The 13,046-nt window shown below is 71.0% G+C and carries 10 protein-coding genes; 4 read left to right on the top strand and 6 right to left on the bottom strand.

Features of this window, described 5'->3' with window-relative positions; all coding sequences use genetic code 11:
• Positions 1–34: 34 nt before the first annotated feature.
• From ACFYW7_RS12520 to ACFYW7_RS12510, 3 genes are all read right to left on the bottom strand, one after another.
• Positions 35–1,141, bottom strand: coding sequence for an AI-2E family transporter (locus ACFYW7_RS12520; RefSeq protein WP_389501017.1), 1,107 nt, complete (start codon positions 1,139–1,141; stop codon positions 35–37).
• Between the two features lie 100 nt (positions 1,142–1,241).
• Positions 1,242–2,213 (bottom strand): pirin family protein, encoded by a 972-nt coding sequence (locus tag ACFYW7_RS12515; RefSeq protein WP_389501015.1) that lies wholly within the window; start codon positions 2,211–2,213, stop codon positions 1,242–1,244.
• Positions 2,214–2,377: 164 nt separating this feature from the next.
• Complete coding sequence (locus ACFYW7_RS12510) at positions 2,378–2,869, bottom strand: SseB family protein (protein ID WP_389501013.1); 492 nt, start codon at positions 2,867–2,869, stop codon at positions 2,378–2,380.
• Positions 2,870–3,012: 143 nt separating this feature from the next.
• Between ACFYW7_RS12510 and ACFYW7_RS12505 the strand changes: the two genes are divergently transcribed.
• The 4 genes from ACFYW7_RS12505 (at position 3,013) to ACFYW7_RS12490 (ending at position 8,464) form a co-directional block, all read left to right on the top strand.
• Entirely contained in the window at positions 3,013–4,839 is a 1,827-nt protein-coding gene (locus tag ACFYW7_RS12505) for an acyl-CoA dehydrogenase (protein WP_389501011.1), read from the top strand.
• Between the two features lie 219 nt (positions 4,840–5,058).
• Entirely contained in the window at positions 5,059–6,354 is a 1,296-nt protein-coding gene (locus ACFYW7_RS12500) for a M18 family aminopeptidase (protein ID WP_389501009.1), read from the top strand.
• A 130-nt stretch (positions 6,355–6,484) separates the two neighbouring features.
• Entirely contained in the window at positions 6,485–8,116 is a 1,632-nt protein-coding gene (locus tag ACFYW7_RS12495) for a hypothetical protein (protein ID WP_389501007.1), read from the top strand.
• A gap of 102 nt (positions 8,117–8,218) precedes the next feature.
• Positions 8,219–8,464, top strand: a complete 246-nt coding sequence (locus ACFYW7_RS12490) for a DUF6458 family protein (protein ID WP_389501005.1) — start codon at positions 8,219–8,221, stop codon at positions 8,462–8,464.
• A gap of 48 nt (positions 8,465–8,512) precedes the next feature.
• On the opposite strand, the gene ACFYW7_RS12485 is transcribed toward ACFYW7_RS12490, so the two are convergent.
• The 3 genes from ACFYW7_RS12485 to ACFYW7_RS12475 all read right to left on the bottom strand — a co-directional run bounded on the left by ACFYW7_RS12485 (position 8,513) and on the right by ACFYW7_RS12475 (position 12,823).
• Positions 8,513–10,351: an NHL domain-containing thioredoxin family protein gene (locus tag ACFYW7_RS12485; protein ID WP_389501003.1), complete on the bottom strand. Its 1,839-nt coding sequence runs from the start codon at positions 10,349–10,351 to the stop codon at positions 8,513–8,515.
• A gap of 283 nt (positions 10,352–10,634) precedes the next feature.
• The gene (locus tag ACFYW7_RS12480; protein ID WP_389501000.1) at positions 10,635–12,131 is read right to left on the bottom strand and encodes an FG-GAP and VCBS repeat-containing protein; all 1,497 of its coding nucleotides are present in this window, start codon (positions 12,129–12,131) and stop codon (positions 10,635–10,637) included.
• Between the two features lie 281 nt (positions 12,132–12,412).
• On the bottom strand, positions 12,413–12,823 hold the full coding sequence (locus ACFYW7_RS12475; RefSeq protein ID WP_389500997.1) for a cupin domain-containing protein: 411 nt from the start codon (positions 12,821–12,823) through the stop codon (positions 12,413–12,415).
• Between the last annotated feature and the right edge of the window lie 223 nt (positions 12,824–13,046).

The raw sequence follows: 13,046 nt of genomic DNA, 5'->3' as shown, positions 1-13,046 counted from the left end.
CCACCACCGGCGACACACCACCCGCGGCACCTCGCTACGAGTCCTCGGAGGGTCCCGGCGCCCCCGGGACCCCGGGCGTCCCGGGTCCGGGAAGACCCGGCCCCTCCGGCCCCTGCCGCGCGTAGCGCACGCGGAGTTCGTGCAGGATGCCGAACGCCGCCGCCGTCAGCGGTACGGCGAGCAGCATGCCGAGGACGCCCGCGACGGACGCGCCCGCCGTGATCGCCAGCAGCACCACGGCCGGATGCATCTGCAGCTTCCGGCTCTGGATCATCGGCTGGAGGCCGTACCCCTCCAGCATCTGCACGGCGAGGACGAGCCCGAGCGCCCACAGCGCGATCGCGAACCCCCGGTCCGCGAGCGCGACCAGCACGGCCACCGCCCCGGAGATGAACGCGCCGAGATAGGGGATGTACGCGCCCACGAAGACGAGCGCGCCGAGCCCCACCGCACCCGGGACCCGCAGGATCAGGAGCCCGACGGTGATGCAGACGGCGTCGATGAACGCGATGATCGTCGTCCCGCGCATGAACCCCTCGACGGCCTCGAAGGCGCGCCGGGCCATGGCCTCGACGAGGTCGGCGGTGCCCCGGGGGGCGAGTGACCGCAGGGTGCCGGCCACCCGGTGCGAGTCCCGCAGGAAGAAGAAGATGAGCAGCAGGGCGAGCAGGGCCATGGCGAGGGTCTGGCCGACGACGCTGACGCCGCTGATGACGTTGGACGCGGCCGTGCCGCCGAACTCGGTCAGCAGGTCCTTGGAGTTGGCGGCGAGATCGTCGAGCGAGGTGCCGACGGCGCCGAAGTGTCCGGCGACGGAATTCGCGGCCTGCCGGAGGGAGTCCACGATCTGTCCACCGGTGTGGACGAGCGCGGCGACGACGACGTAACCGGCCCCGCCGACCACCACGACCACCGCGACGCAGGTGAGGGCGGCGGCGAGGGAACGGTTGACCCGTGCCTTGACCATCCGCTGGTACAGCGGCCCGAGCAGGGCGGTACCGAGCAGCGCGAGAAGCACCGGTACCACCGCGCTGCGGAATTCCCCGCACAGCAGGACACCCACCCATCCCACACCGGCGGCCAGCAGGATCACGACACACCAGGCCGCCAACCGCCGGGCACCGTCGGGGAGTAGCTGCACCCTCCCAGCTGACCATGCGTCAACCTGATCGGCGCCCCGCGAAGGCCGAACGGGGGAGAGGCCCCGCGGGACGCCGGCCGTACCCGGCCTCGGGAAGGACCTACAGCCCGCCCTCGGACATCCCGTGCACCGCCGGGATCGTCCCCAGGCGGCCCTTCTGAAAGTCCTCGAAGGCCTGCTGGAGTTCCTGCCTGGTGTTCATGACGAACGGTCCGTAGTGCGCCATCGGCTCACGGATCGGCTGTCCGCCGAGGAGCACGACCTCCAGGTCCGGCGTGTTGGAGTCCTGCTTCTCGTCCGCCCGGACGGTCAGCGAGGAACCCGCGCCGAACACGGCGGTCTGGCCGGTGTGGACCGGGCGGCGGTCCGCCCCCACCGCGCCGCGTCCCGCGAGGACGTAGGCGAGGCCGTTGAAGTCCTCGCGCCAGGGCAGCGTGAGCTCGGCGCCCGGCCGCAGCGTGGCGTGGACCATGGTGATCGGCGTGTGCGTTATGCCCGGGCCCTGGTGGCCGTCGAGCTCACCCGCGATGACCCGCAGGAGCGCGCCGCCGTCGGGGGTGCTGAGCAGCTGCACCGAGCCGCCGCGGATGTCCTGGTACCTCGGGGCCATCATCTTGTCCTTGGCCGGCAGGTTCACCCACAGCTGGAGGCCGTGGAAGAGTCCGCCGGACAGGACGAGCGACTCCGGGGGCGCCTCGATGTGGAGCAGGCCGGAGCCGGCCGTCATCCACTGGGTGTCACCGTTGGTGATGGTGCCGCCGCCACCGTTGGAGTCCTGGTGGTCGAAGACGCCGTCGATGATGTAGGTCACGGTCTCGAAGCCGCGGTGGGGGTGCCAGGGGGTGCCCTTGGGCTCTCCGGGCGCGTACTCCACCTCACCCATCTGGTCCATCATGATGAACGGGTCGAGGTGCTGGTAATTGATCCCGGCGAACGCGCGACGGACCGGGAAACCCTCGCCCTCGAAGCCGCCGGGCGCGGTCGTCACGGTCAGCACCGGACGCTCCACGGCGTCGGCCGGCGGGGCCACACGGGGCAGGGCCAGCGGGTTCTCGACAGTCACTGCGGGCATGTCGGTACCTCCTTGTGCTTCGAGTTTAGTTGAGAGTTGAACTTTATGTCACACGTAACGACGAACGCCCGGAGGGCATTCCCTCCGGGCGTCACGCATTTCGTGGGGCACCTGGCCGCACCGGCGGCGCGGCCACCGGCGCCGGCACCGCTCGCGGCGAGCCCTCAGCCGTACATCCGGCGCATCGCGAAGTCCACCATCTGCTCCACGGCCTTCGCGTCGAAGACCATCCGGTGCTCGCCCTCCATGTCGATCACGAAGCCGTAGCCGGTGGGCAGCAGGTCGATCACCTCGGCACCGGTGATCACGAAGTACTTGGACTCCTTGCCGGCGTACCGGCGCAGCTCCTTGAGCGAGGTGAACATGGGGATGACAGGCTGCTGAGTGTTGTGCAGCGCCAGGAATCCGGGGTTGTCGCCGCGCGGGCAGTAGACCTTCGAGGTGGCGAAGACCTGCTGGAAGTCCTCGGCGGCCAGCGACCCCGTGGTGAACGCGCGAACCGCGTCCGGGAGGGACGGCGGGGACGGCTCCGGGTACGCCGGCTGCTGCTGGCCGTACCCACCGGGCATCTGCCCGCCCGGCATCTGCCCGGGCATCTGCTGCTGCGGCGGGACGTACCCCTGCTGGGCGCCCGCGTTCTGCTCGTAGCCGTACATGCGTCAAAGAGTAGTGGCCCACATATGGCCCACTCGGGGTTGCTTCTTATTACTGGCGGGTAGCATCATCGTAGTTACTTGTTGGTACGTGAACCAGGTGCGAGGACTCAGTGCCTCGCCGATCTCTCAACGGAGCCGTCGCCATGGGGCATTACAAGTCGAATCTCCGCGACATCGAGTTCAACCTCTTCGAGGTACTCGGGCGCGACAAGCTGTACGGCACCGGCCCGTTCGCGGAGATGGACACGGACACCGCCAAGAGCATCCTCGAGGAACTGACCCGCCTCGCGGAGAACGAGCTGGCCGAGTCCTTCGTGGACGCCGACCGCAACCCGCCGGTCTTCGACCCGGAGACCAACACCGCGCCGGTCCCGGCTTCCTTCAAGAAGTCGTACAAGGCGTTCATGGACTCCGAGTACTGGCGTCTCGGCGTGCACGAGGAGATCGGCGGCTCCACCGCGCCCCGCTCCCTGATCTGGGCGTACGCGGAGCTGATCCTCGGCGCGAACCCGGCGGTCTGGATGTACTCCTCCGGCCCCGCGTTCGCCGGCATCCTCTTCGAGGAGGGCAACGAGGTCCAGAAGCACATCGCGAAGATCGCCGTCGACAAGCGCTGGGGCTCCACCATGGTCCTCACGGAGCCGGACGCCGGCTCCGACGTGGGCGCCGGCCGCACCAGGGCGGTCCAGCAGGAGGACGGCTCCTGGCACATCGAGGGCGTGAAGCGCTTCATCACCTCGGGTGAGCACGACATGGAGGAGAACATCCTCCACTACGTCCTGGCCCGTCCCGAGGGCGCCGGACCCGGCACCAAGGGCCTGTCCCTCTTCCTCGTCCCGAAGTACGAGTTCGACTTCGAGACCGGCGAGCTGGGCGAGCGCAACGGCGTGTACGCGACGAACGTCGAGCACAAGATGGGCCTCAAGGCCTCCAACACGTGCGAGATGACCTTCGGCGACCGCCACCCCGCCAAGGGCTGGCTGATCGGCGACAAGCACGACGGCATCCGCCAGATGTTCCGCATCATCGAGTTCGCCCGCATGATGGTCGGCACGAAGGCGATCTCCACGCTCTCCACCGGCTACCTGAACGCGCTGGAGTACGCCAAGGAGCGCGTCCAGGGTCCCGACCTGGCGAACTTCATGGACAAGACCGCGCCCAAGGTCACCATCACGCACCACCCGGACGTGCGTCAGTCGCTGATGACGCAGAAGGCGTACGCCGAGGGCATGCGCGCCCTGGTGCTGCACACCGCGGCGATCCAGGACGACATCCAGGTCAAGGAGGCCGCCGGCGAGGACACCGCCGCGCTGGAGGCCCTGAACGACCTGCTCCTGCCGATCGTGAAGGGCTACGGCTCCGAGAAGGGCTACGAGCAGCTCGCGCAGTCGCTCCAGATCTTCGGCGGCTCCGGCTTCCTGCAGGAGTACCCGATCGAGCAGTACATCCGCGACGCCAAGATCGACACCCTGTACGAGGGCACCACGGCGATCCAGGGCCAGGACTTCTTCTTCCGGAAGATCGTCCGCAACCAGGGCGCCGCGCTGAACACCCTCGCCGAGGACATCAAGAAGTTCCTGGCGCTCGGCACCGGCGGCGAGGAGCTGTCCGCCGCCCGTGAGCAGCTGGCGAAGGCGGCCGTCGAGCTGGAGGCCATCGTCGGCCTGATGCTGACCGACCTCGCGGCCACCGAGCAGGACGTCAAGAACATCTACAAGGTGGGCCTCAACACCACCCGCCTCCTGATGGCCTCCGGTGACGTGGTCGTCGGCTACCTGCTGCTGCGCGGTGCCGCCGTGGCGGCCGAGAAGCTGGTCACCGCCTCCGCCAAGGACAAGGCGTTCTACACCGGCAAGATCGCGGCCGCGAAGTTCTTCGCCGCCAAGGTGCTGCCGGGCGTCACCGGTGCCCGCAAGCTCGCCGAGGGCGTCGACCTGGACCTGATGGAGCTGGACGAGGCCGCCTTCTAGGGGCCGCCTTCCGGCGGACCCGCCGGACCCGGCGCGGGGCCGCCGATCTCCGCGAGGAGGTCGCCCGTCCCCGCCGGACCCCGCGGAACCGGGCGGACGCCGAACCGGAACCCTGTTCATCTGTTCAGGTGTCCCGAGGTGTCCGCCCTTCACATCCCCCTTACGAGGGCCCGCTCCCAACCCCGGGAGCGGGCCCTCGCTCGTCGTTAAGGTGAACCCATGAGTGCACCCTCCCGCTTCGACCGCGGCCACACCGACGACCTCATGTCCTTCCTCACGGCGAGCCCGACGCCGTACCACGCCGTGGCGACCGCCGCCGAGCGCCTGGAGAAGGCCGGATTCCGTCAGGTCGCCGAGACCGACGCGTGGGACGGCACCAGCGGCGGGAAGTACGTCCTGCGCGGCGGCGCGATCGTCGCCTGGTACGTGCCGGAGGGCGCCGAGCCGCACACCCCGTTCCGGATCGTGGGCGCGCACACCGACTCCCCCAACCTGCGGGTCAAGCCGCTGCCGGACACCGGAGCGCACGGCTGGCGGCAGGTCGCCGTCGAGATCTACGGCGGTCCGCTGCTGAACTCCTGGCTCGACCGGGACCTGGGCCTGGCCGGACGCCTCTCGCTGCGGGACGGCACGACCCGGCTGGTGAACATCGACCGCGCGCTGCTGCGCGTGCCCCAGCTCGCCATCCACCTGGACCGTTCCGTCAGCGCCGAGGGACTCAAGCTCGACAAGCAGCGCCACCTCCAGCCCGTCTGGGGGCTCGGCGACCCCCGCGAGGGCGATCTGATCAGCTTCCTGGAAGAGGAGTCGGGGCTGCCCGCGGGCGAGGTGACCGGCTGGGACCTGATGACCCACTCCATCGAGCGCCCCTCCTACCTGGGCCGCGACAAGGAGCTGCTCGCAGGGCCGCGCATGGACAACCTGCTGTCCGTGCACGCCGGGACGGCCGCGCTGGCCGCGGTCGCGACGGCCGACGCCGGCCTCTCGTACATCCCGGTCCTCGCCGCCTTCGACCACGAGGAGAACGGCTCGCAGAGCGACACCGGCGCCGACGGACCGCTGCTCGGCGGCGTGCTGGAACGTTCGGTCTTCGCCCGCGGCGGCTCCTACGAGGACCGGGCTCGCGCCTTCGCCGGCACGGTCTGCCTCTCCTGCGACACCGGCCACGCCGTGCACCCGAACTACGCCGAGCGGCACGACCCGACGCACCACCCGCGCGCAGGCGGCGGCCCCATCCTCAAGGTGAACGTCAACAACCGCTACGCCACCGACGGTTCGGGCCGGGCGGTGTTCGCCGCCGCCTGCGAGAAGGCCGGCGTGCCCTTCCAGTCCTTCGTCTCCAACAACTCGATGCCCTGCGGCACCACCATCGGTCCCATCACGGCGGCCCGCCACGGGATCAAGACGGTCGACATCGGCGTGGCCATCCTCTCCATGCACAGCGCCCGCGAACTCTGCGCCGCCGACGACCCGTTCCTGCTGACGAACGCGCTGGCGGCGTTCCTGGAAGGCTGAGTCCGCCGTCCTGGTCCCCTCCACGAAACCGTTTGTTTTGAACCTGTTCAAAGATGGTTTCCTCGGCATACGATGCGATCCAATCTTCAACGATCCGCGTCTGAAACAGTCTCGTGGGGGGACTCGACACGTGCGAAAAAGATCCCTGGCGCTCGCCTGCGCCTCCGTCGCCGCCGGTCTGCTGCTCGGCCCGGTACCCGCCGCGCACGCGGCGGTGGCGCCGGTGCTGTACGGCGTCGGCGCCGGTGACCACCCCGGTGACGGCCAGATGTGGCTGTCCGCCTCGTCCGACACCGCCATCACCTCGATCACCGCACACCTGTACGCGCCGGGCTCCGCCGCCGACGCCCCGGAGATCACCCGGGTCGGCGACTTCACCCCTGATTCCAGCACCGGCTTCGCGAACACGTGGCGGACCACCACCCCGCTGCGCCTCGCCGACCTCGGCGCCTACCGTGTCGTGGTCGACCTGACCGACGCCGACGGGGACACCACCTCGGCCCAGGGCACCTACGTGTACGAGCTCGAGGCGAACCTCACGGATCTGCGGGCCACCCCGCAGAACCCGGACTACGAGCACCAGGACGTCACCGTCGCCGGCGGCTTCACGGTCACCGACCCGCGCACCGGCGAGACCACGCCCGCGGCGAACGAGCGCGTGGAGCTGGAGATCTCCGGCCCGGACGCGGAGACCAGGACCGGCGCCGACGGCCGTTTCACCTACACCTACCGCGTCACCGACAGCTCCTACGACAGCGTCAACGCCTGGCTGCGGCTGGACGAGCCCTGGTACCAGTCCAGGGCCAACGAGAGCGTCGAGGTCAGGGCCGTGCGGTCGGACACACGCGTGACCCTGGACGCCGCCGAACTGAGCGTCAAGGCCGGGCAGGCGGCGAAGGTCTCCGGGACCGCCGAGGTGTACGTCGGCGGTGCGTGGAAGCCGCTGGCCGGAGCCACGGTGGACGAGATCTGGTCCGACGAGTTCGGCAGCGTGGCCTCGCGGCCCGTCACCGGCGCCGACGGCCGCTTCACCGGCGAGCTGAAGATGTCACGGACGGGGAGGGTGTACGTCTCGGTCCGGAGCGGCACCTACCTCAACACGAGCCCCGAGCGGTATGTCACCGTCCGCGTCGCCCGCAAGACGTCGATCAGCGGCTTCACCGTCAGCCTGAACAAATACGCCGAACTCACCGCCGGCGGCTACCTGCACACCGGGTCGAGCATCCCCGGCGGCGCGGACAACCACGTACGACTGCAGTACTCGGCCGACGGGAAGACCGGCTGGACGACGATGAAGACGGTCACTCCCGGCAATGGCGACCCGGAGACCGGCAGTCACTTCAAGGGCACGTTCGACGCACCCGCGAAGGGCTACTACCGGGCCTACTTCGCCGGCAGCGCCAACTGGCAGGCGTCGTACAGCCCGGTGCTCCACGCCGAACGCACCAAGACCCGCGTCACCGGCGCGAACGCGTCGCCCGAGCCCGTCACCAAGGGCCGGACCATCACCGTCGTGGGCACCCTTCAGCACTACACCTCGTCGGCGTGGAAGGCGTACTCCGGCCAGAAGGTGAAGATCCTCTTCCGCCCCAAGGGTTCCGGAACCTGGTACGACAAGGGCGACACGACGACCCGCTCCAACGGCTCCTTCAGCAAGGGATTCACCGCTCAGTCGGACGGTACGTGGGTCGCGGTGCTGCTCTACCCGAACAGCACCCACCTGGTGAGCTCCGGGCGCGAGGACTACGTCGACGTGAGGTGACACGAGGTCGTGAGGGATCGCCTCCGCATGGCTCGCGAAGTCCCGGGTACCCGGAACGGGCCCGGAACTGATCCGAGTTGATGATTCAAGGAGGCGACACCCATGGGCCTGGGCGGATGCATCATCCTGATCGCCGCAGGTGCGATCCTCACGTTCGCGACCGACTGGGACATGCAGGGGGTCGACCTCCACGTGGTCGGCGTGATCCTCATGATCGCCGGACTGATCGGTGTGGCGACCTTCGGCAGTGTCGCCCGCCGCCGGCGCGTGGTCGTACCGCCGACGGCGACCGTCGTCGAGGAGGACCGCCACCAGCGCAACGGCTACTCCGACGGCTACGGCGTCTGAGCCGGACCCGGTGCCGGGCCCGGTCCCGTCGTGGCGGACCGGGCCGACTCAGTCGTCCATGCCCGCGAGGACCAGGGGCAGCCGGTCCGCACCGCCTTCGGTGAGGCGGACCGGCACGCCCCAGTCCTGCTGGTGGACATGGCAGGCCGGGTACTCCGTGGCCGGATCGTCGTCGCAGGACGCGGCCATCGCGGACACGTGCAACACCCCTTCCGGGACAGTCGGGTTCAGCTCGACGGCCCGCGAGAGACCGGTGCCGGCACCCTCGCCCGAGAGCAGCAGATCGGGCGGCGTGGCGGAGACCAGCAGCCGCGTGGAGGGGCCGTACCGGGTGTCCAGCTTCTGACCGGCCGGCGCCTGGAAGATCACGTCCAACCGGACGGCCCCCGGGGTGACATCGGTGGCCGCGCGCCGGGTGCGGTGCGCCACCGACTCCACGCGTACCGCCTCCTCCGGAAGCCGCAGCCGGGTCAGGCGGTGGCGGGCCGACTCCACCACCACGATGTCGTCCCCGACGAGCACGGCGTCGCTCGGCTCCCGCAAGTCCGTTGCCAGCGTGGTCACTTCACCGGTCGCCGGGTCGTAGCGACGCAGCGCGTTGTTGTAGGTGTCGCTGATCGCGACCGATCCGTCGGGCAGCGCGGTGACACCCAACGGGTGCTGGAACAGGGCCTGTTCGGCGGCCCCGTCGCGGTGTCCGAAGTCGAAAAGCCCGGTGCCCACGGCCGTGTGCACGGCCCCTTCGAGATCGACCCAGCGCAGCGCCGAGGTCTCGGAGTCGGCCAGCCAGAGCCGGTCCCCGGTGGCGGCGAGCCCCGACGGCTGCGCGAACCAGGCCTCGGGCCCCGGTCCGTCGACCAGCCCCTCGTTCGTCGTGCCCGCGGCGACCTCCACGGTGCGGGTCGCCGGGTCGTACGTCCACAGCTGGTGCACACCGGCCATGGCGATCCAGACCTTGCCGCCGAAGAGGGCCACGTCCCACGGCGAGGACAGATCGATCTCGCGCGCCGGCCCGGACGCCGCCGACCCCTGCCACCCCTGGCGGCCGGTGCCCGCGAGGGTGCCGACCGCGCCGGTCGCGAGGTCGACCGTGCGCAGGGCGTGGTTCACGGTGTCCGCGACGACGACCGTGTCCGCGTCGAGCAGGGCGAGCCCCTGCGGCTCGTTGAACCCCGCCGCCCCGGCGGGGCCGTCCACCAGCCCCCTGACACCTGACCCGATGCGCCGGACGACCGTCTCGCCGTCCTCCGCCAGCTCCACCAACTGGTGCCGCGTGGTGTCGCTGACCAGCAGGTTTCCCCCCGGCAGGGCGAGCGCCCGGCCCGGGAAGCGCAGCACGGTCGGCTCGGGCTCGGGTGCCACGTACGGCCCGTCGCCGCGCCGCAGGGTGCCCTTGGCCGTGTGCTCGGCCTCCAGCTCCTCGACCAGCCGCTCGATGGCGTGCGCGTGTCCCTCACCGGCGTGCTGCGCGACGACGTACCCCTCGGGGTCGATCACCACGAGCGTCGGCCAGGCCCGCACCGCGTACTGCTTCCAGGTCGCGAGCTCCGGATCGTCCAGCACCGGATGCTCCACTCCGTACCGCTCCACCGCGTCGACGACCGCCCGGTGCTCCGCCTCGTGGACGAACTTCGGCGAGTGCACCCCGACGATCACGACGGTGTCCCGGTGCTTCTCCTCCAACTCCCGCAACTCGTCCAGGACGTGCAGGCAGTTGATGCAGCAGAAGGTCCAGAAGTCCAGCACGACCACACGGCCCCGGAGGCCGGCCAGGGTGAGGTCCTTCCCACCGGTGTTGATCCAGCCGCCCTCGCCGACCAGTTCGGGGGCACGGACACGGGCACGGCGGCGGGGCGCGGGGGCGGGCGCCGGAGCTGCATCGTTCATGTTTCCAGCTTGCCATCGGGGTATGGATGGCGGATCACACCCGTGCGGCAGGGGGAGCAACGTGGACGTCCGGCGGTGCCTTCTCCCCGGCCTGCCGCTCCGGGAGTCGTCCTACCGGCCGGAGCCGCACGGCCTGGTGGACACGGCGACGGCGATGGCCCGGTGCCATCCGGACGACTGCATCCGCCACCGGGTGGAACACCAGGTCGGCGACCGAGACGGACCACGACACGCGCGAACGCCCCCGGAGGTCCCGGGGGCGTTCGCGCGTGTCGTCCAGCCGTCAGTAGCCGAGCGCCGAGCCGAAGGCCAGGCCGGTCGTGGGCGCGGGGAGCGTGAGCGTTCCCGCGGTGAAGCTGACCGCGGGGGTGCCGGTCGGGCCGGACGCGCCGGAGGTCAGGGTCCAGGCGCGGCCGTCGCCGCCGTCCTCGCCCGGTGCCCCGACGGAGAGGTCGGCACGGCCGTCGCCGTCGAGGTCCCGCAGGAAGATCCCGTAGCCGTTCGCGCCGCCGAAGGAGTCGTCGGTCTCGTTGGAGCCGGGGACACCGGCGGTGCCCTGGTTGAGGCTCCGGGCACCGGCGGTGGTCAGTCCGGAGCCGGAGCCGCGGAGCAGGACGACGTTGCCGGCGTTGACGGCGGAGCCGATGTCCTCGCCCGGGGCGCCGATCGCGAGGTCGGCGGCGCCGTCGCCGTCGACGTCCGCGGCCGAGAGGGTGTTGCCGAAGTGGTCGTCGGTCTCGTCCGTGCCTGGAACACCGCCGGTTCCCTGGACCAGGTCGACGGGGGGACGGGTGGCCGCCGGACCCTGAGCGCTGCCGTAGAGCACGCGCACGGCGCCGCCCTTGCGGGCGGGCAGCGGGTACTGCGGGACCCAGGGCTCCCACGTGTCGTGGACGCCGAACGCGGCGCCGCCGAGGGCGAGGTCCGCGTAGCCGTCCTTGTCGAAGTCGGCGACGGCCACGGTGCTGCCCGTGGTCTCCCCGTACCAGGAGTCGGCGCGGACCAGCCCGGTGGACGTGCCGCGCAGGTACGTGGTGCCGCCGCCTTCGGAGCCGTTGTACGCGGCGGCCACGTCCGTCCTGCCGTCGCCGTCGATGTCGCCGACCGCCAGACGGATGTACCCGGTGAAGTGCGGGATGCCGGCGCCGGTGACGTAGGTGAGGGCCGCCGGGGTGGTGCCCGGCGCGAACGGGCCCCGGGCGACGGAGACGCCGGAGCTCTCGTCACCCCGGTTGGCGGTGACGATGTCGGGCTTCCCGTCGCCGTCGACGTCGGCGACGGCCAGCCCGGCGAACCCGGTGCCGCCGTACAGCTCGGAGCCCTTCAGGACGGTGCCGCGGGTGAAGCCCCCCGGGCCGCTCCACAGGATGGTGATACGGCCGGTGTCCTCGCTGGTGGACGCGTCCTCACCGGGTGCCGTGACGACCAGGTCCGCGTAGCCGTCGCTGTTGAGGTCCGCGCTGGTGAGCCGGGAACCGAAGGCGTCGTCCGTCTCGGAGGTGCCGGGTACACCGCTGGTGGACTGGCTGACCGTGTAGCGCGCCGAGGTCTTCGGTCCCTTCGCGGAACCGGGCACCACGGCGACGTATCCGGCGCCCTTCTTGCCGCCGGCCGTTCCCGACCTCACGCCGATCGCGAGATCGCGGTAGCCGTCGCCGTTGAAGTCGTACGCCTTGGCGGCGCCGGCCGCGGAGGCCGGGGCCGTGGCGCAGGCCAGCAGGCCGCCGGTGAGAGCGGCTGCCGCGGCGGTCGCCAGGGTGACGCTCAGGCGTCGGTGCATGCGGGATCCTCCTGGGCATGCGGGGATGCTCGGGGCATCCACAGAATGTGGTCGCCGGTGCGCCACCCCGGGTTCACCTCGTGTCGGCTCGGCCGTGGAGCGGCGTCGGCACAGGGCAGACCGACGGAGGGCTCTCTTGGTTGCACGGAAACCACGGTTTGCTCAGGAGTCCCTCCACATCACCGATCTCCCACGGCAGTTGAGGCCCGCTGCGCTCGGGCCGGGGACCGGCACCGGCTGACCGTCGCCGCCGGCCGTCGGCCCGCCTGCGTGACCGGTCGTCAGCCGAGCGCGTGACCGGTCGTCGCGTCCACGTGGGCCGGGATGTCGTCGTGGCGGTCGCCGACGGTGAGGGTGCCGGTGGGCTCGAAGAGGAGGATCGAGGCACCGCCCGGGGCGTACGGCTTGTGCTCGGTGCCGCGCGGGACGGTGAAGACCGACCCCTTGGGGAGGACGACGGTCCGCTCACCGGCCGGCTCCCGGAGCGCGATGGTCAACTCGCCCTCCAGGACCAGGAAGAACTCGTCCGTGTGATCGTGCACGTGCCAGACGTGCTCGCCCTCGACCTTCGCGACGCGCACGTCGTAGTCGTTGACGGCGGTGACGATGCGGGGGCTCCACAGCTCGGTGAAGGAGGCGAGGGCGGCCGGGAGGGAAACGGGTTCGCCGCGGCGGGCGGATTCGCTGGTCATGCGCCCATCGTCGGCGCCCCGCGCTGGACCCGCGAGTGCTAGAAATCGCGTATGCCGCAAGGATCCTCGCACCGTCCACCCACCGGGGCACCCGACGCCGCCCCGGTGCGGGAGCCAGGCACCACTCCGGGGCGGGAGGCCGGCGCCGGCGCCGAGCCCGGAGCAACCCCGAGGCGGGAGCCCGGCTCTGGCCCGGGGCCGAAGTTCGCCGCCATCCCAGGGC

This window comes from Streptomyces sp. NPDC002580, from assembly GCF_042889485.1.
Taxonomy (GTDB): Bacteria; Actinomycetota; Actinomycetes; order Streptomycetales; family Streptomycetaceae; genus Streptomyces.
Note: the sequence above shows the minus strand (reverse complement) of the source record. Positions and strands in the feature narration are given on the sequence as shown.

Excerpts from the sequence above, each read along its gene's own strand:
- ACFYW7_RS12500 (WP_389501009.1), top strand. The coding sequence starts at position 5,059 with ATGAGTGCACCCTCCCGCTTCGACCGCGGCCACACCGACGACCTCATG.
- ACFYW7_RS12485 (WP_389501003.1), bottom strand. The coding sequence starts at position 10,351 with ATGAACGATGCAGCTCCGGCGCCCGCCCCCGCGCCCCGCCGCCGTGCC.
- ACFYW7_RS12510 (WP_389501013.1), bottom strand. The coding sequence starts at position 2,869 with ATGTACGGCTACGAGCAGAACGCGGGCGCCCAGCAGGGGTACGTCCCG.
- ACFYW7_RS12505 (WP_389501011.1), top strand. The coding sequence starts at position 3,013 with ATGGGGCATTACAAGTCGAATCTCCGCGACATCGAGTTCAACCTCTTC.
- ACFYW7_RS12515 (WP_389501015.1), bottom strand. The coding sequence starts at position 2,213 with ATGCCCGCAGTGACTGTCGAGAACCCGCTGGCCCTGCCCCGTGTGGCC.
- ACFYW7_RS12480 (WP_389501000.1), bottom strand. The coding sequence starts at position 12,131 with ATGCACCGACGCCTGAGCGTCACCCTGGCGACCGCCGCGGCAGCCGCT.
- ACFYW7_RS12475 (WP_389500997.1), bottom strand. The coding sequence starts at position 12,823 with ATGACCAGCGAATCCGCCCGCCGCGGCGAACCCGTTTCCCTCCCGGCC.
- ACFYW7_RS12490 (WP_389501005.1), top strand. The coding sequence starts at position 8,219 with ATGGGCCTGGGCGGATGCATCATCCTGATCGCCGCAGGTGCGATCCTC.